The organism is Ligilactobacillus sp. (assembly GCF_036846325.1).
Lineage (GTDB): Bacteria > Bacillota > Bacilli > Lactobacillales > Lactobacillaceae > Ligilactobacillus.
Genome location: NZ_DAIUCE010000010.1, coordinates 14,921 through 32,584 on the forward strand (window position 1 = coordinate 14,921; position 17,664 = coordinate 32,584).

Below are 17,664 nucleotides of genomic sequence, written 5' to 3' on the forward strand. Positions count from 1 at the left end.
TGGTAAAATTATATCATGTGGATGATTTGTATATTTAGAATGTTAAAAAATTATTAAAGGGAGGCAAATCGATGGATAATTCTGGTACTTATGTCGGTTTGGACATCGGCACGACATCAATCAAAGTGGTGATTGCCGAGTACGCGAAAAACCAGATGAACATCATCGGTTATGGCAATACCCGCTCTGCAGGGTTAAATCGTGGGGTAATCGTCGATATTGATCAGGTGGTCCAGGCAATCAAAGAAGCGGTTGGCCAGGCCAAGGAGAAAGCATCGCACCCGATTTCAGAGGTAAGCGTAGGCGTGCCTGCGAATCTTTTGTCGATTGAACGCTGCAAGGGGATGATTGCTGTTGGAAAAGATGATGGCAATTCAAAGGAAATCAGCGACAAGGACGTCAGGAGAGTAACCGAGGCCGCATTGGTTCAAAATCTGCCTCCTGAACGCGACGTGATTGATATCGTTCCTGATGAATTCGTCGTCGACGGTTTTGACGGAATCAAGGATCCGCGCGGAATGGTAGGCGTCAGGATGGAAATGCAAGGGGTCATGTATACTGGCCCCAAAACGATTTTGCACAATATTAAGAAATGTGTTGAAAGAGCGGGTCTTAAAGTTCGTGATTTAGTCGTTGCACCGCTTGCTTTGGCCACTGTTGCCCTGACTGATGGTGAACAGGACTTTGGCGCAGTTCTGATTGATCTTGGCGGCGGTCAGACAACCGCCGCAGTCGTTCATGATCATAAGCTGAAGTACACTTATGTAGATCAGGAAGGCGGGGATTTCGTCACGCGTGACATCTCGATTGTCTTGAATACTTCGATTGAAAATGCGGAGATTTTAAAACGCAATTATGGATATGCGACGACTTCAATGGCCTCTTCCGACGACGTCTTTCCGGTAACCGTTGTTGGACAGCAGGAACCTCAAATGGTTGACGGAATGCAGCTTGCCGAGATTATCGAAGCGCGCATGCGGCAGATTTTTGAAAAGCTCAAGAATGACCTGGAAGGGATTAAAGCACTTCAGCTGCCGGGCGGCGTCGTGATTACCGGCGGCCTGGCTGCATTGCCGGGAATCAAAGAACTAGCAGAAGAAATTTTAGGCGTGCACGTTTCGATTTACGTTCCGCAGGAAATGAATTTGCGGATACCGTCATTTTCTCAGGTAATCGGCATCGTTGACTACATTACCCACGAAAGCGAAATTGAACGAATCGTTCGTCACACTCTTGACGATCAGGATGAATTCTTAGTTTCAAAATCTGAAGAAAATAAGAGCTACGACAACGAATATCATGAAAAAGAGACAAACGGATATGACGAAGAATATTTAGAAGAACAGGATTCAAATCAAGACAAGAGCTCATTTGCCTCTAAGATAGCTGGATTTTTTAAGAGCTTCTTTGATTAACGATGATTGAATGACGGAGGATTTTATTATGGACTATTCAATGGATGATACGGAAACATTAAACAGTGCAACTATCAAAGTGATCGGTGTTGGCGGTGCAGGTGGGAACGCTGTCAATCGAATGATTGAAGATGACGTTAAAGGCGTCGAATTTATCGTCGCCAATACTGACGTTCAGGCGCTTAACAGTTCGCGTGCCGAGACGAAGATTCAACTCGGGCCAAAATTGACGCGAGGACTCGGTGCCGGGTCAAACCCCGACACTGGCAACAAGGCTGCACAGGAAAGCGAGGAAGCTATTTCTGAAGCGCTTGAAGGTGCGGACATGGTCTTCGTTACGGCCGGAATGGGTGGCGGAACGGGTACCGGTGCCGCTCCGATCGTGGCTAAAATGGCCAAGGATCAAGGCGCTTTGACGGTCGGTGTCGTTACGCGTCCGTTTACGTTCGAAGGACCGAAGCGTGCTCGCTTTGCCGCTGAAGGCCTTGCGCAGCTCAAAGATCAGGTTGATACGCTGGTTGTCATTGCCAACAACCGCCTGCTTGAAATTGTTGATAAGAAGACCCCGCTTCTGGAGGCGTTCAAGGAAGCGGACAATGTTTTGAGACAAGGCGTGCAGGGTATTTCTGATTTGATTACTTCGCCGGGAATCGTTAACCTTGATTTTGCGGACGTCAAAACCGTTATGCAGAATCAGGGATCGGCTTTGATGGGAATCGGGACTGCAACTGGTGAAAATGCAGCGGCTGAGGCTACGAAACAGGCAATTTCTTCACCGCTGCTTGAGGTTTCGATTGACGGTGCCGAAAACGTCTTGCTCAATATTACGGGCGGACTTAACTTATCGCTTGTTGCGACGGAAGAAGCCTCGAATATCGTTTCTCAAGCAGCAACAAAAGATGTCAACATCATCTTTGGAACGTCAATCAACCCTGATCTTGAAGATGAGGTAATCGTGACGGTTGTTGCAACCGGAATCGATAAAAAGGAAAAGCAGGGAAAGAAGAACGTCATTCGCCAGGCTGCTCCTTCCGACGTCAGTCAGACAAAAAAATCCGATCCCTTGGGAGATTGGGATATTACGCGCGAAATTAACGGGGCATCAAAGTCCCCGGCGCGCAGAAATGAATTTGAAAACGTTGAAAAAAAAGAGTTCAACGTTTTCGGTTCAAACGCTGACTTTAGCGATGGAGATGACGATCTCAGCATGCCGCCGTTTTTGAATCACAGAAATAATCACTAAAGCTGATTTCAGTCAGAAAATGATCAAAGGAGGTATTCCTATGAAAATAAGCGAACTTTTCAGACCGGACGAATATGATGAAGACGAAACCGGTTATGATGAAGAAGATTATCGCGTGTCACAAGCTGAAAGCCAAGGCAATGGTTCAAAGGTAATGGAATTGGTCAACAAGAATCATGAAAAAAAGATCATGCTTTTTGAGCCTCGCATTTTCTCAGACGTGAAGGCAATTGCACAGAGATTGTTGGACGGACAGGCTGCGGTCGTTAATTTTCAAAGAATTGATGACGGACAAGCGCATCGAGTGGTTGATTTCCTATCCGGGGTGACTTTTGCAATTGACGGCAAAATCCAGCGAATCGGCGAAAAGATTTTTCTTTGTACGCCTGAGGATTTTATTGTTGAAGGCAATTTGACTGATACGAGACAAGATGATGAATTTAAAATGCGAGGTATTTAATTGCTTACACTATTAGTAGTTGATATTTTTAGAGTTTACGAATTTTTGATTGTTGCATATTGCCTTCTTTCATGGTTCCCTGGTGCATATGAAAGCAGAATCGGGCAGCTTTTGATCAAGCTGTGCCAACCATATCTTGATCTTTTTGACTTTATTCCTCCGATTGCCGGAATCAGCTTTTCGCCGATTGTTGCTTTGATCGTCCTGGAGTTTGCCGAAAAGGGTGCGTTGTTCCTGATGGGAATCTTTGGAATATATTAATCGGGAGCAGGAAATGGACGGAATATATCAGCATTTCAGACCGGAAGAAGCATCGGTTATCGACAGCCTGAGTGAAGAGATCATACGTGCAAAAGATGAATACCGACCGGTTTTGACTCATTTTCTGAATCCTCGGCAGTATTTTATCGCAAGCACGCTTATCGGACGTTTCGATGATGTTAAGCTGAGAGCATTTGGCGGATTTTCCGGAAGCGAAAGAAAGAGAATCTTGTTTTATCCGGAATATTACGAACCTCAGGCTGATGATTTTTCAATGGTTCTTCTTGAAATCAACTATCCGGTCAAGTTCGCCAGGCTGGAGCACCGTACGATTTTAGGCACGCTTGCAAACTGCGGTCTTGAGCGCGAGGTCATGGGCGACATCATTACGGACGGCACAAAGTGGCAGGTGTTTTGTGAAAGGGAAATTGAGCCGTATCTGCTTGAAAACATCGACAGAATCGGCAAGGTCAAGGTGAGACTTGAGGAAGTTCCGCTGCAGAATGCAGTGTCTCCGATTGAAGAGTGGGAGCATGCTACGGTTGTCTTGAGTTCGCTGAGGTGCGATGTGCTGATTTCTTCGGTGTACAATCTTTCAAGGAAACATGTAAAAGATCTTTTGCAAGCCGATAAAGTGTCGTTAAATTGGATGATTCTTTTAAAAGCTGATTTTGAGGTCAGAGTACATGACGTTTTATCCGTGAGAGGATATGGACGGGTAAGGATGGACGAACTCACCGGTGTTTCTAAAAAAGGCAAATTTATAGCAAGAGTTTCTGTTTTGAAAAAATTACGATAATTTTGGAGGTGAAGGGGAATGGCATTAACCCCATTGGATATTCACAATAAAGAATTTGACGTAAAGCTTCGCGGCTATGACAAAGATGAAGTCAACGACTTTTTGGATCAGGTCATCAAAGACTACGAAGCTGCGCTTAAGGAAAACGATCATTTGACTGAAAGCTTGAAGCAGAGTCAGGAAAAGCTCAAGTATTTCAATGATTTGAAGGACTCATTGAATCAGTCTATTATCGTTGCTCAGGAAGCGGCTGATAAGGTTAAAGCTAATTCCCAACGAGAAGCCGAAATTATCAACCGTGAAGCACAAAAGCAGGGCCAGGACATTATTGACCAGGCAAATGACAAGGCACGCCATATCATCGAAGAGGCTTCAAAAAAGGCCAAGAAGCTGGCGCTTGAAACTGACGATTTGCGCAAGCAGGCAAGAATCTTCAGACAAAAGCTTCAAGTCATGATGGAGTCCCAGCTTGAAGTAGTCAAGGGAAGCGAATGGGATGAAATTTTGCAACAGGGCGAAACGACGAGCTACGAAGCAATTCAGGAAGCAATTCGTCGCGATGAGACTCTTGACAAAGAGGCCGCTAAAGAAGTAAAATCATTCTCAAACGACAGTGAAGATGATGTTTATTATCAAAACGCCGTTGAAGGCGGCGAAGTTGACGGTAGCGAAGAAACTGATGCTGTCGTCGTTTTCCCGGAATCAGACGTTGATGCTGGTGGTCAGCATTTTGCTGATGAATCAGAAGAAGATATGTAAAATTTTATGAGAACGCGAGCGTTGCGTGAGAAGCAGAAGCGAGTCGATGAAATGGTGGAAGGTCGATTGTTTTAATGCAATGCTTATCATCTCTGTTTTGCTCGGCTGAATCGAAGTAAGCTGAGTCGGGTGGTGCCGTTATTGACCTGAAGGGAATCATTGATTGATTCTGAATTTGGGTGGTACCACGAAAACTCGTCCCTCTTTGGGGCGAGTTTTTATTTTCTTGATCAGACGAGCATCAAGGTCTGTTTTGGAAAAGAAGATTAAGAAAGGATGGCTGTTTATACAGCGGGTGTAACATGAAAGTTAAAGATACATTGAACTTAGGCAAGACCAAATTCCCGATGCGCGGCAATTTGCCTGTTCGTGAAGCAGAACGCCAAAAAGCCTGGGAAGAAAACAAGGTTTACGAACGTCGTCAAAAATTGAATGAAGGTAAGCCTTCATTCGTATTACATGACGGACCTCCATATGCAAACGGCAATATTCATATGGGACATGCAATGAACAAAATTTCAAAGGATATCATCGTTCGTTCCAAGTCGATGATGGGATTCAGAGCTCCTTACGTTCCCGGCTGGGATACGCACGGTCTTCCAATCGAACAACAATTGAAGAAAGCAGGAGTTGATCGCAAGGCGCTTACGGTTGCAGATTTCCGCGAAAAATGCCGCGAATATGCCTTGAAACAAGTTGAAGGTCAAAAGAAGGATTTCAAGCGACTTGGAATTGCGGGAGAATGGGATAACCCATATTTGACTCTCCATCCTGAATTTGAAGCGGCACAAATTCGCGTTTTTGGCAAAATGGCGGAAAAAGGCCTGATTTACAAGGGATTGCGTCCCGTATACTGGTCATGGTCATCTGAATCGGCATTGGCAGAAGCCGAAGTCGAATATCATGACGTCGTATCACCATCTGCATTTTACGGCGTACAGGTTAAAGATGGCAAGGGGGTTCTTGATACGAACACGTACCTTGTCGTATGGACGACCACTCCTTGGACGATTCCGGCTTCTGAAGGCGTAACGGTTGATGCTAAGTTTGACTACGCGGTTGTTAAACCTGAAGGCGATGAACGTAAATTTGTCCTGGCTGCTGAACTTGTCAAGGAAAATGCCGAACGATTCGGCTGGAAAAACTATGAAGTCCTGGAAACGCTGAAAGGTGCCGACCTGGAATACATCACGGCGAAGCATCCTTTCTATGACGACAAGGAACTTTTGACGATGATCGGAGACTTTGTGACGCTTGATGCAGGTACCGGTTTGGTTCACACTGCGCCTGGCTATGGCGACGACGACTACAAGGTCGGGATGAAGTACGGTTTGCCGATTTATGCACCCGTTAACGATCAAGGGTACTTGACAGATGACTGCGGTCCGGATTTTGCCGGCGTTTTCTATGATGATGCAAATGAAGTATCTTTGAAGAAACTTGAAGAAGCAAACGTCTTGCTTAAGCAAATGGATTACGAGCACAGCTATCCGTTCGACTGGCGGACGAAGAAACCGATTATCTTCCGTGCAACTCCCCAATGGTTTGCATCAGTCGACAAGATTCGTTCAGAAATTCTTGATGCGATTGAGGAAGTCAAGTTCCTGCCTGATTGGGGCAAAGTTCGTTTGCACAACATGATTCGCGATCGCGGCGACTGGGTAATTTCGCGTCAGCGCGTCTGGGGCGTTCCGCTGCCGATTTTTTATGCGGAAGACGGAACGGCAATCATGGACAAGGAAACAATTGAGCATGTTGCCGAATTGATTGAAAAACATGGTTCGAATATCTGGTTCCAACGCGAGGCAAAGGATCTTCTTCCGGAAGGATATACGAATGAGCATTCTCCAAACGGTGAATTCACAAAGGAAATGGATATTATGGACGTTTGGTTTGATTCAGGTTCCTCTCATCAAGGAGTCTGCGCGCAGCGTGACTATTTGACCTATCCGGCAGACATGTATCTTGAAGGTTCTGACCAATATCGTGGCTGGTTCAATTCAAGTCTGATTACAAGCGTTGCGGTTTCCGGTCATGCACCATACAGGCAGATTATTTCTCAAGGTTTCACGCTTGACGGGAAAGGGCGCAAGATGAGCAAGTCACTTGGCAACACGATCGTTCCGAGCGAAGTCGTTGACAAGATGGGGGCTGAAATCATTCGCTTATGGGTTCTCAGCGTTGATACTTCAGCTGACGTTCGCGTTTCGATGGAAAGCTTTTCGCAAATTTCTGAAAGCTACCGCAAGTTCAGGAATACGATGCGCTTTATGCTGGCCAACACAACGGACTTTGATCCGGCTGAAAATACCGTTGCCTATGATGACCTTGAGGCATGCGACAAATATATGGAAGTCTTGGTCAACAAGTTCACGAAGGAAATTCTTGATGACTATGCAAACTATAACTTCATGGACATCTATAAGAAACTGATCAACTTCCTGACGACCAATCTTTCCGCATTTTACCTTGACGTTGCAAAGGATGTCGTTTACGTTGAAGCTGAAGACTCTCACAAACGCCGCTCAATGCAGACGGTGCTCTATGACGTTTTGGTTCGTTTGACGAAACTCATGACTCCGGTCTTGCCGCATACGACCGAAGAAATCTGGGAATACCTGAAGGAACCTGAAGACTACGCTCAACTTGCAGAGATGCCGGAAGTTTCACATTATGACGGTGAAGTTGAACTTTTGGAAAACTGGAAACGATTCATGAAAGTTCGTTCAGACGTCTTCAAGTCATTGGAAAATGCACGCAATGAAAAGCTGATTGGCAAGTCATTTGAAGCACATGTCGAACTTTATGTTTCAGATGGCGTCAAAGCTGAACTTGAAAAGCTCAATGTAAACGTTCGTCAGTTGATGATTGTTTCCGCTTTGGACGTATTGCCAAAGGACCAGGCTCCGGAGGATGCAGATGACTACGATGAGATTAAGGTGGTAATCAAGCATGCTGAAGGTGAAGTCTGCCCACGCTGCCGTCGTACGACGACAACCGTCGGAAGCGATGCGCGTTTGCCGCAGTTATGCGATGAATGTGCCAAAGTGGTTGCAAGGAACTATCCTGAAGCTTTGACGGAAGGCCTGGAATAATTCGCTTTTTGGTTCATGTCGGAAAAACGACGAAATCAGGCAAGTGTTTTAGTAAAATCTGAAAATTAAAGAGAAGCAGCTGAGAATCAGAAATTTGTTCTCAGCTGTTTTCGTTTTTAAGCTGACGAGACGGTTGACTCTGAATTTTGCAAAAACGTGAAAATATGTGCGACAACTTTGCCGAAAAGCCGCATAGATGATAAGATATATTCAGAAGAATTTTCGTAAAAGAGGTAAGCTCATGGAATTAATTAAAGTTCATGGTTCAGGAAATGATTTCTTCATTTTGGACCAGGAAAAGCTTGAAAGAAAAATGTCTGAAGCAGAGCTGAAACAGCTTGCAATCAAGGTCTGCGACCGCAAGCACGGTTTTCACGGCGGAGCTGACGGAATCTTATGCATTTTGCCGGAAAATCGGGATGATGTTTTGGGAAGAATGCGCGTCATCAATGCAGACGGAAGCGAAGCAAGCATGTGCGGCAACGGTCTCAGAACGGTTGCACGCTATTTAAGCGAAAAAACCGGCAGGAAGTCCTTTAAAGTCGCAACGATGTATGCTGACCTTGAAGTCGAACAGGCAGATGAACTCGCACCGGGAGTAAAGACCTTTGCGGTTGAGATTTCACCGGTCAGTTTTCTGGCTGATGATTTGAAGATGCATGTCGGAAAAGAGGAACTGCATGAAGACAAGTTAAAGATGCTTTCTGCTGATTTGAAGTTCAGTGCGGTTGCCGTGCCAAATCCGCACCTGATTTCATTTGTCGATCATGAAATGCTTGTTTCAGAAGAGCTTGGTCGAATTGCCTCTTATCTTAACGATGGGAAAAATACTTTGTTCCCTGATGGTGTAAACGTCAGTTTTGTTGAGATTCTTTCGGAAGGCGAAATTTTCGTTCGTACTTATGAAAGAGGCGTCGGATACACGAATGCGTGCGGAACGGCAATGTCTGCCTCCAGTCTGATGTACGTGCTGGAAAAGACTGACGGAAAGGGATTTGAAAAAACCTTGTCGGTAAAAAATCCTGGCGGCATGGTCAAGACAATCGTTCACCGAAAAGAAGACGGAGGATATTACATGTCCTTGATTGGAAACGGGACGTTTGTTGCAAAATGCACGGTTTCACTGGACGAAGCGCTTCTTGGCGATTTTTCGGCCGCAACTTGGGAAGAAACGGGTGAACAGGCAAGCTATGACCGATTTGTTAAGGAAATTTGCGGCTGATTTTTGGGGGAATCAAAATGAATTTTGAAGAAAAAGTACTGTCGACGGAAAATATTTTTGACGGTAAGGTTATCAAGGTTGATAAGGAAACGGTTGAACTTCCGAACGGAAAAAGGGCCTTCCGCGAAATCGTGAGACATCATGGTGCTGTTGCTCTGATTCCGATTACTGACGATGACAAGATTGTAATGATCAGACAATGGCGTGAACCGATGCGAAGAGTCACGCTTGAAATACCTGCCGGAAAAATCGAGCCCGGAGAAGAAGGCAATCCTCTTGAAACGGCAATTCGCGAGTTGAACGAAGAGGCTCGATATGAGGCGGAAAACATTGAGCTGGTCACGCCTTTTTACACTACCCCGGGCTTCAGCGATGAAGAAATTTATTTATACCATGCTTCGGGATTGAAGCCGGTTTCAACCGAGCTTCCGCAAGATGATGATGAATTTCTTGAACTTGTTGAGCTGACCTTGCCGGAAGCAATGGCTGCGATGAAAGAAGGACTCGTTTGCGACAGCAAGACGATCATGGGGCTTTTATTCTGGCAATTGATGCAGTGATTGAGGAATAAGATGAACAATAAAGACAGCGAAAGAGAAGTTTTTGATCAGGACAAAGTCGAACCGTTGAGACGTTCGGACAGGAAACGTCAGCAAAAGTTCGCAAATCCTTTTCAAAATTTACGGAAAAAAGATAATTTTCAAAACGAGTCGCAGCATTTTGATGAGCAGAAAGCTTCATTGAGCAGAAGACAGACGTTGGCGGAAAATCATGAAAACATGGTTGAGGAAAAGACGAACAGGTTGAAGAAGAAACTCAATATTGCCATTGTTTTCTTAATTGCGGCAATTATTTCGGTCTTCTTGTTCATGCGATTCGTCAATTTTTGATGATACAGCGATGAAGGGAAATGATAATATGCGTTACGGAATCATCTGTGCAATGGATGAAGAATTGAAGGACCTGCTTGAAAATTTGGAAGAGCGAAATGACAAAGAGGTCGGCGGCACTGAATTTTATACGGGAAAAATCAACGGAAAAGAAGTCGTTTTGGTCCGTTGCGGAATCGGCAAGGTTCAGTCAGGCATTACGACGGCTTTGATGATCGTCGAATTCAAGGTCGATTGTGTCATTAACTCCGGATCAGCCGGAGGAATAGGCGACGGGTTGCATGTTGGCGACGTTGTTTTGTCAACCGGGGCTGCGTATCACGACGCTGATGCGACCGCATTCGGGTACAAGAAAGGACAGCTTCCGGGCCAGCCGCAAATTTTCGAAGCCGATAAGGAACTTGTTTCAAGACTTGAGAAGGCAGCGCAAAAAACAAATCTGAACGTCAAAGCAGGGTTAATCGTCACCGGCGACCAATTTGTCAGTTCCGATGAAGCAATTGCTCAAATCAGGGGAATTTATCCTGAAGCGCTTTGCTGCGAAATGGAAGGGGCTGCGATTGCACAGGCGGCATATCAGCTCAAGACACCGTTTGTCATCGTTAGGGCGATGTCTGATAACGGCAATGGCGAGGCGGCGCAGTCATTTGACGAATTTATTATTGACGCAGGCAGGCGTTCGGCCAGGATGATCATGGCCTTGCTTGCAGATTAGGGGGCGTTTTTCTTGGAAGGAATTTATGTCGATAACGCCGGAACGACGCCAATGGCTGCTGAAGTAATTGAAACCATGACGGAGATGATGAAAAACGTCTTTGGCAATGCTTCTTCAGTCAGCAGTTTCGGGCGTGAAGCACGACGCGTGCTTGATGAGAGCAGGCATGTGATTGCCGAGTCGATCAATGCAGGAAACGATAATGAAATCGTCTTTACGAGCGGCGGGACCGAAGGAGACAATACCGCTATTATGCAGACTGCTTTTCGTCGAAGAAATGAAGGTCGCCATATCATTACGACTTCGATTGAACATGAGGCGGTTTTAAGACCGATGGCTTTTCTGGAAAGTCAGGGATACGAAGTGACGTATCTTTCGGTTGATGAAAACGGAATCATTGATCTGGACGAATTAAAAAATGCATTGCGCGATGACACGATTCTTGTGTCCATCATGACAGGTAACAACGAAGTCGGCAGCAGACAGCCTGTTCATGAGATTGGTGAAATCGTTTCACAGTCGAATGCATGGTTTCATACCGATTGCGTACAGGCTTACGGAATTTTGGATGTGGATGTTCAAAAAGACAAGATAGATCTGCTGTCGACGTCTGCACACAAATTGAACGGTCCGAAGTTTCTTGGATTCTTATACGAACGGGACGGATTAAATCTTAAAGCGTATTTGCGCGGCGGCGATCAGGAACTGAAGCGTCGCGCAGGAACGGAAAACGTTCCGGCCATTGCAGGATTCTCCAAGGCAGTCGAATTGGCAAATGCCGATAAAAAGAGTCTGCGGGAAAAATTCCATAATTTGAAGAAAAAACTGGTGGAAGGCCTGGAGCGTCAGGAAATAGACTTTGAAATAAACGGATTGCATGATGGAAGCGAGCTTCCTCAAATCGTCAGTCTTTGGTTCAAAGGCTGTCAAAGCGATGCATTGCTGACCAATCTTGATTTGAACGGAATTGCTGCTTCTGCGGGGTCTGCTTGCACGGCAGGTTCGCTTGAGCCATCCCACGTACTGACTGCGATGTATGGAAAGGACAGTCCAAGGGTTTCGGAATCACTGCGATTCAGTTTTGGAAGATACAATACCGAAGAAGAGGTTGAACGTATTGTTGAGGTATTGTCAAAAACGATTAAGAGAATGAAAAAGGCAGGTAATTAAACATGGCATACGGACAAAAGGCAAAGCTGCAGGGCGATACGAGAACTTTCGAATTATCGTCTGAAATCAAACGCTATTCGTTACGAGACGTTGGTTTTGTCGAATCAAGGGGCGGAAAATTCACATTGGAGCGGTCTCTCGATCCAAATTCTCCCTATAATCAGGGGTTTAAGTTCAAGATGACCGTAACGTCTGCGTTGGACGGGTTTAAAATGGTGACGACGACTGCAAACGGAATCAAGGAGGTCAATGTCTTTAAAGGCAATGATTCTGAAATGCACATCGAGCAGTTGAATTACATTTTGAAGGACTTGATGGATCACAACATCATCGTGGAAGAATAATGACGAAAGATTGATGGAAATTCTTGAATTGCAGTCGCATTTTCAGTGCGACTGCTTTTCTTTTGCGCGCAGCTTGTCTTTTTCAAAATTCTTTGCTATCATAGGAAACACTGAAGAAAACAACCTTCAATTGTTAATTCAGAATTTAATAAAGCGATGGTGAGTTTTTAGTTATGACAGATAACAGCAGGATTCGTGTCGTTGTCGGAATGAGCGGCGGCGTTGACTCGTCTGTTTGCGCATATTTGCTCAAACAGCAAGGCTATGACGTCGTCGGTGTCTTCATGAAAAACTGGGACGAGAAAAAAGACAGCGGCGTTTGTACGGTGACTGAAGATTATCAAGACGTTGCCAAGGTTGCTAACGAGATCGGCATCCCGTATTATTCGGTCAACTTTGAAAAAGAGTACTGGGACGGTGTCTTCACGTATTTTCTGGATGAATATCGTCACGGCAGAACGCCCAATCCGGACGTCATGTGCAATAAAGAAGTCAAATTCAAGGCTTTTTTGGACTATGCGATGGAACTGGATGCTGACTATATTGCGATGGGGCATTATGCTCAAATCAAGCGTGATGATGACGGAACTGTGCATTTAATGAGAGGTGCTGATCAAAATAAGGATCAGACGTATTTTTTGAGCCAGCTGTCGGGCAAACAACTTGAAAAGGCAATGTTTCCGATTGGCGGCATGCAAAAATCGGAAGTGCGCGAAATTGCCAGGAAAGCAGGGCTGGCAACGGCTGACAAAAAAGACTCGACGGGTGTTTGTTTTATCGGCGAAAGAAACTTCAGCAAATTCTTGAGTGAATTCCTGCCTGCAAAACCAGGCAAAATGATGACCTTTGAGGGTGAATGCAAAGGCGATCATTTAGGTTTGATGAATTATACGATTGGTCAGCGCCGCGGACTTGGAATCGGCGGTGACGGCAAGTCAAACGAGCCGTGGTTCGTCGTCGGAAAGGATTTGAAAACGAACACTCTTTATGTTGGCCAGGGATATCATAATGAACATCTTTATGCAACAAGTCTTGATGCGACGAGACTGAGCTTTGTGGCTCCGATTGAAGAACGCGGACAAAGTTTTCACTGCACCGCAAAATTCAGATATCGCCAGAAAGATTCCGGCGTTACCGTGAATTTCAACGATGAAAGAAACAAGGTTGAAGTAGTCTTTGACGACCCGGTCAGGGCAATAACTCCAGGACAGGAAATTGTTTTTTATGACGGTGAGGAATGCCTTGGAAGCGGAACAATCGATTACGCTTATCAAAACGGGCGCCTTTTGCAATACGTGTAGTCGAAGCATGCTGATTAAGCCGGGAAACTCCCGGCTTTTTTGCTTGCACGGCAGAAACACCGTTGTTCATTAATGGCGTAAAGTGTGAGATAATAGCTGTATAGCATACTATAATTGGAAAAGGGTGTCGGTTGATGACCAGATTATATTTTGTCCGCCATGGCAAAACTGAATGGAATCTTGAAGGAAGGTATCAGGGAGCACACGGTGATTCTCCATTGCTTGCTCAGAGCTATCTTGAGATCGGGTTGCTGGCTGAGTATTTGAATAACGTCAGGTTTGCCAAGGCTTATTGCAGTCCGATCAAGCGGGCGCGGATTACAGCACAAAAGCTTGTCTCTTTGTTGGAGTACCCCGTTAAGCTTGAATCTGACCGCGCATTTCAGGAATTTGATTTAGGCAAAATGGAAGGTATGAAATTCACTGAGGTTGCTGATCGGTTTCCGGAAGAACTTGATGCATTCAAACATCATCCTGATCGATACGACGGTGCTGAAATCAACGGTGAAAGCTATCAGGACGTGATTGAACGAATGACTCCCAAAATAAAGGCAATCTGTGAGCGGTATCCAAGGGAAAATATCCTGATTGTAAGTCACGGGGCGGCTTTATGTGCTGAAATAAGACATTTGATGGGAGTGCCGCTTTCAAAAATCAGAGATAAGGGCGGTCTTGCGAATACGAGCACCTCAATCCTTGAAACGACCGATAATGGTCAGACATTCAAATGCATCGAATGGAATAAGAATGATTATTTGAAACGCAACATTGATCCAACTGATGTTGTCTAAGGCGGTGATTTTTTGGACAAGAAAAAAAATAAGCGAAAGCAATTGGAAGAAGAGACCAAGGAAAAGATTGAGGAATTAATCGGAAAAGTTGATGAAAATCCCTATGATCCACAAAGCTATTATGCTTTGGGATGCTATCTGACCGAACTGCAAAGTTTTGAACAGGCAGAAGAACTGTTCAAGAGAGCGCTGAACGTCTTTGAAGGACAGGCAGACAAGCAGGCGCTGCTTCATTACGGCTTGGGCAACGTTTTTTATGCGACGGGATTATTTAAAGAAGCATCAGCTGAGTTTAAAATGCTTAACGGATCAAAATATGAGTCTGATGCAATGCTGATGATGGCACAGACTGAGCTTTCAAACGGAAACCATCAAAAGGCATTGGCATACGCCCTGACCGCATTTGAAAAGGGGAGCAATCAGACGAGGCTGGATGCCTGCATCGTTTTAGGGGATTCGTTTCTGGCACTTGGATGCTTTGATCAGGCATGCGAGTATTATGATCTGTATTTGAAGGACAGACCAAATGACAAGCACGCGGTTTTCATGCGCGGTGTTGTTGAAACAGGACTGGGAAAGGCTCCGGATGCTTATTTTGGCCGGGCAAGGCAACTTGACAGTGAATATTATTCCAAGATGATTGAACGTCTGGACGATATTTCAAAGGTTCTCAACAAAGGGAAACAGGGGGGAAAGGATGACCGAACACGTTAAGGGAAAAGCGGTGCATATCTTTTTTGAAGCACCAAACAGTTTCTACAAGGTTCTTTTGGTAAAAATTAAGGAATCAAGTTTTAAATGGGATGAAAAGCAAATAACAGTAGTTGGTAATTTTGCTGACATCATTGAAGGAAACGAGTATTCTTTTGAAGGACGTTTAACCAAACATGCACGTTACGGAATGCAGTTTCAGGCGCAGAATTACAAATCTGAAACGCTTGCGACGACTGACGGCGTGGTTTCATACCTGTCATCTGATATTTTTCCCGGAATCGGCAGGAAGACGGCTGAACATATTGTGGACGTTTTGGGAAAAAATGCAATCAACGTGCTTCTTTCAGACGAGGACAAGGTCGAAACGCTTGGGTTGAGCGAACGTCAAAAAGGCGTTCTGATGCAGGGAATAATTGAAAATAACGGGACCGAGCAAACGATAATCGAACTCAACAATCTGGGATTTTCAAGCCGGATTACCGAAGAAATCTTTTCGCGTTATCAGGAAAAATCATTGGAAGTCATTCATGAAGATCCTTACAGTTTGGCAACCGAGATTCGCGGACTGGGATTTAATCGCATCGACCAGATTGCACAGGAAATGGGGATTGCATTTGATGATCAAAAGCGCATCCTTGGTGCCGTTTTAACTTCCTTGTATGAAGAATGCTATTCAAATGGCAACACTTATGTCAATGACAAGATTTTGCTCGAAAAATCCCTGCAGCTTTTGGAAGGAGCACGTTCTGAAAAGATTGATCCCGAAAAAGCGGCTGATGCGATTATTGAAGCAGGGAAGAAGCGCAAAATCGTAATCGAAGGCAGGAGAATATATCCGAAATCCCTTTACAATTCTGAACAGGAGATTGCTTATGATCTTTATCGTTTGATGAATAATCGTGATGAGCCGATTGAATATGACGAAGATGAAATTGACCGCTGTCTTGAAGACGTCCAGGCTGAATTCAGCATTACCTATGGTCAAGATCAGCGTCAGGCAATCAAAGATGCCATTAAGTCACCGGTTTTCCTGTTGACTGGCGGCCCGGGTACGGGAAAGACAACGATACTTCGCGGAATTACCGAAGTTTATATGAAACTCAATGAAATTGATCGGGAAGACGCAAAAGGAATAAAGCTGGCTGCTCCGACGGGACGGGCTGCACAAAAAATGGCCAATGCGACCGAGATGGACGCTTCAACGATTCACCATCTGCTCGGAATTACAGGAGGCAATGAAGTTTCTGCAAATGATTTAGATTATTTGAATGGGACGCTGCTGATTATTGACGAGTCATCAATGGTCGATACGGAATTGATGCATATGCTTCTTTCCTGCGTCCCTGACAGCATGCAGGTCATCTTTTGCGGTGATAAAAATCAGCTTCCGTCGGTCGGACCTGGCCGAGTTTTTGCTGATATGCTTGAAAGCCTGCAGATTCCGTCAAAGGAATTGACGCATATTTACCGTCAAGGCGACGGTTCTTCAATCGTTAAGCTGTCTCGCAGCATCGTAAATGGTGAAGTTCCTTCTGACCTTTTAGAAAAAACCGGGGATCGTTCTTTTATAAAATGCAGTGGCGAGCAGGTTTGCAGCGTGACGGAGAGAATCGTGCAGATTGTCTTGAAGAAGGGACAAATTGCGGATGATATTCAGGTTCTGGCACCGATGTACATGGGCCCCGCCGGAATCAATCAATTGAACCGCACGCTTGCTCCGTTGATGAATCCAACGAGACTGAATGCCAAGAGCGTAGAGTCTGGGGAAAATGAATTTCATATCGGTGACCGTGTTTTGCAATTGCAAAATAATACTGAAAAGAATATCTTTAATGGTGATATCGGCAAGATCATTGCAATCAATGCGCCGCAAAAAGGTCGCGGGACGACAATGACGGTCAGATTTGAAGGACGTGAAGTCGAGCTTGAGCAAGCTGACTTTCTAAATTTGACTTTGGCCTACTGCATGTCGATTCACAAATCTCAAGGCAGCGAATTTCCAATCGTGATTTTGCCAATGGTCAGACAATATTCGCGGATGTATGCGAGAAACCTGCTTTATACGGCCTTGACGCGTGCCAAGCTCAAATTAATGCTGATTGGCGAGCCGAGTGCTTATGCCAATTGTATTCGTGCTGAATCCTTGAATCGTGAGACGACGCTGAGACAACAGATTATTTTTCAATTTACCGGCGAAAAGGATGAAATGAAGTCTCAAGTCAAGTCTGTTCAGCTTGAATCCAAAAATGGTTCTGATGATGCTGAGTCTAGTCGGGGCAGTGTTCAAAAGACGATTTTGACTTTTGACAATATTGAGAAAATTGATCCATTGATTGGGATGGAAGGGATTAATCCTTATCAGTTCATGTAAAAATAGCTTTATTTCATTTGAATGACAGCGAAACCTCTAATAACGATAAATATTTTTTTGGATAATCCGCAGACGGTCGGGAATTAAATCTTCGAGGAATTTGTCTTCGAAGGT

17 protein-coding genes are annotated in these 17,664 nt (G+C 44.9%); all 17 read left to right on the forward strand.

What is annotated here, in order from left to right; genetic code table 11:
- Positions 1-71: 71 nt before the first annotated feature.
- The 17 genes from ftsA to recD2 all read left to right on the forward strand — a co-directional run bounded on the left by ftsA (position 72) and on the right by recD2 (position 17,550).
- Positions 72-1,415, forward strand: a complete 1,344-nt coding sequence (gene ftsA, locus V7Z60_RS02115; protein WP_334115896.1) for a cell division protein FtsA — start codon at positions 72-74, stop codon at positions 1,413-1,415.
- A gap of 28 nt (positions 1,416-1,443) precedes the next feature.
- On the forward strand, positions 1,444-2,658 hold the full coding sequence (gene ftsZ, locus V7Z60_RS02120; protein WP_334115897.1) for a cell division protein FtsZ: 1,215 nt from the start codon (positions 1,444-1,446) through the stop codon (positions 2,656-2,658).
- A gap of 19 nt (positions 2,659-2,677) precedes the next feature.
- Entirely contained in the window at positions 2,678-3,118 is a 441-nt protein-coding gene (locus V7Z60_RS02125; protein WP_334115898.1) for a cell division protein SepF, read from the forward strand.
- A complete protein-coding gene (locus V7Z60_RS02130) occupies positions 3,119-3,379 on the forward strand; it encodes a YggT family protein (RefSeq protein WP_334115899.1) in 261 nt (86 codons plus the stop codon).
- 13 nt (positions 3,380-3,392) lie between these two features.
- Positions 3,393-4,178, forward strand: a complete 786-nt coding sequence (locus V7Z60_RS02135; RefSeq protein WP_334115921.1) for a YlmH family RNA-binding protein — start codon at positions 3,393-3,395, stop codon at positions 4,176-4,178.
- Between the two features lie 18 nt (positions 4,179-4,196).
- Positions 4,197-4,937, forward strand: a complete 741-nt coding sequence (locus tag V7Z60_RS02140; protein ID WP_334115900.1) for a DivIVA domain-containing protein — start codon at positions 4,197-4,199, stop codon at positions 4,935-4,937.
- A gap of 302 nt (positions 4,938-5,239) precedes the next feature.
- A complete protein-coding gene (gene ileS, locus V7Z60_RS02145) occupies positions 5,240-8,032 on the forward strand; it encodes an isoleucine--tRNA ligase (RefSeq protein ID WP_334115901.1) in 2,793 nt (930 codons plus the stop codon).
- Between the two features lie 241 nt (positions 8,033-8,273).
- On the forward strand, positions 8,274-9,254 hold the full coding sequence (dapF, locus tag V7Z60_RS02150) for a diaminopimelate epimerase (RefSeq protein ID WP_334115902.1): 981 nt from the start codon (positions 8,274-8,276) through the stop codon (positions 9,252-9,254).
- A gap of 17 nt (positions 9,255-9,271) precedes the next feature.
- Positions 9,272-9,814, forward strand: coding sequence for an NUDIX hydrolase (locus tag V7Z60_RS02155; RefSeq protein ID WP_334115904.1), 543 nt, complete (start codon positions 9,272-9,274; stop codon positions 9,812-9,814).
- Positions 9,815-9,826: 12 nt separating this feature from the next.
- Entirely contained in the window at positions 9,827-10,144 is a 318-nt protein-coding gene (locus tag V7Z60_RS02160; RefSeq protein WP_334115906.1) for a hypothetical protein, read from the forward strand.
- Between the two features lie 28 nt (positions 10,145-10,172).
- Entirely contained in the window at positions 10,173-10,859 is a 687-nt protein-coding gene (locus V7Z60_RS02165; RefSeq protein ID WP_334115923.1) for a 5'-methylthioadenosine/adenosylhomocysteine nucleosidase, read from the forward strand.
- Between the two features lie 12 nt (positions 10,860-10,871).
- Positions 10,872-12,029, forward strand: coding sequence for a cysteine desulfurase family protein (locus V7Z60_RS02170; protein ID WP_334115907.1), 1,158 nt, complete (start codon positions 10,872-10,874; stop codon positions 12,027-12,029).
- Positions 12,030-12,031: 2 nt separating this feature from the next.
- The gene (locus V7Z60_RS02175; protein ID WP_334115909.1) at positions 12,032-12,373 is read left to right on the forward strand and encodes a DUF1831 domain-containing protein; all 342 of its coding nucleotides are present in this window, start codon (positions 12,032-12,034) and stop codon (positions 12,371-12,373) included.
- A gap of 173 nt (positions 12,374-12,546) precedes the next feature.
- Positions 12,547-13,674 (forward strand): tRNA 2-thiouridine(34) synthase MnmA, encoded by a 1,128-nt coding sequence (gene mnmA / locus V7Z60_RS02180; RefSeq protein WP_334115911.1) that lies wholly within the window; start codon positions 12,547-12,549, stop codon positions 13,672-13,674.
- Between the two features lie 134 nt (positions 13,675-13,808).
- A complete protein-coding gene (locus V7Z60_RS02185) occupies positions 13,809-14,465 on the forward strand; it encodes a histidine phosphatase family protein (protein ID WP_334115913.1) in 657 nt (218 codons plus the stop codon).
- A gap of 12 nt (positions 14,466-14,477) precedes the next feature.
- The gene (locus V7Z60_RS02190) at positions 14,478-15,179 is read left to right on the forward strand and encodes a tetratricopeptide repeat protein (RefSeq protein WP_334115915.1); all 702 of its coding nucleotides are present in this window, start codon (positions 14,478-14,480) and stop codon (positions 15,177-15,179) included.
- On the forward strand, positions 15,163-17,550 hold the full coding sequence (recD2, locus tag V7Z60_RS02195; protein ID WP_334115916.1) for an SF1B family DNA helicase RecD2: 2,388 nt from the start codon (positions 15,163-15,165) through the stop codon (positions 17,548-17,550). Before V7Z60_RS02190 ends, recD2 begins: the two co-directional genes overlap by 17 nt.
- Positions 17,551-17,664 lie beyond the last annotated feature (114 nt).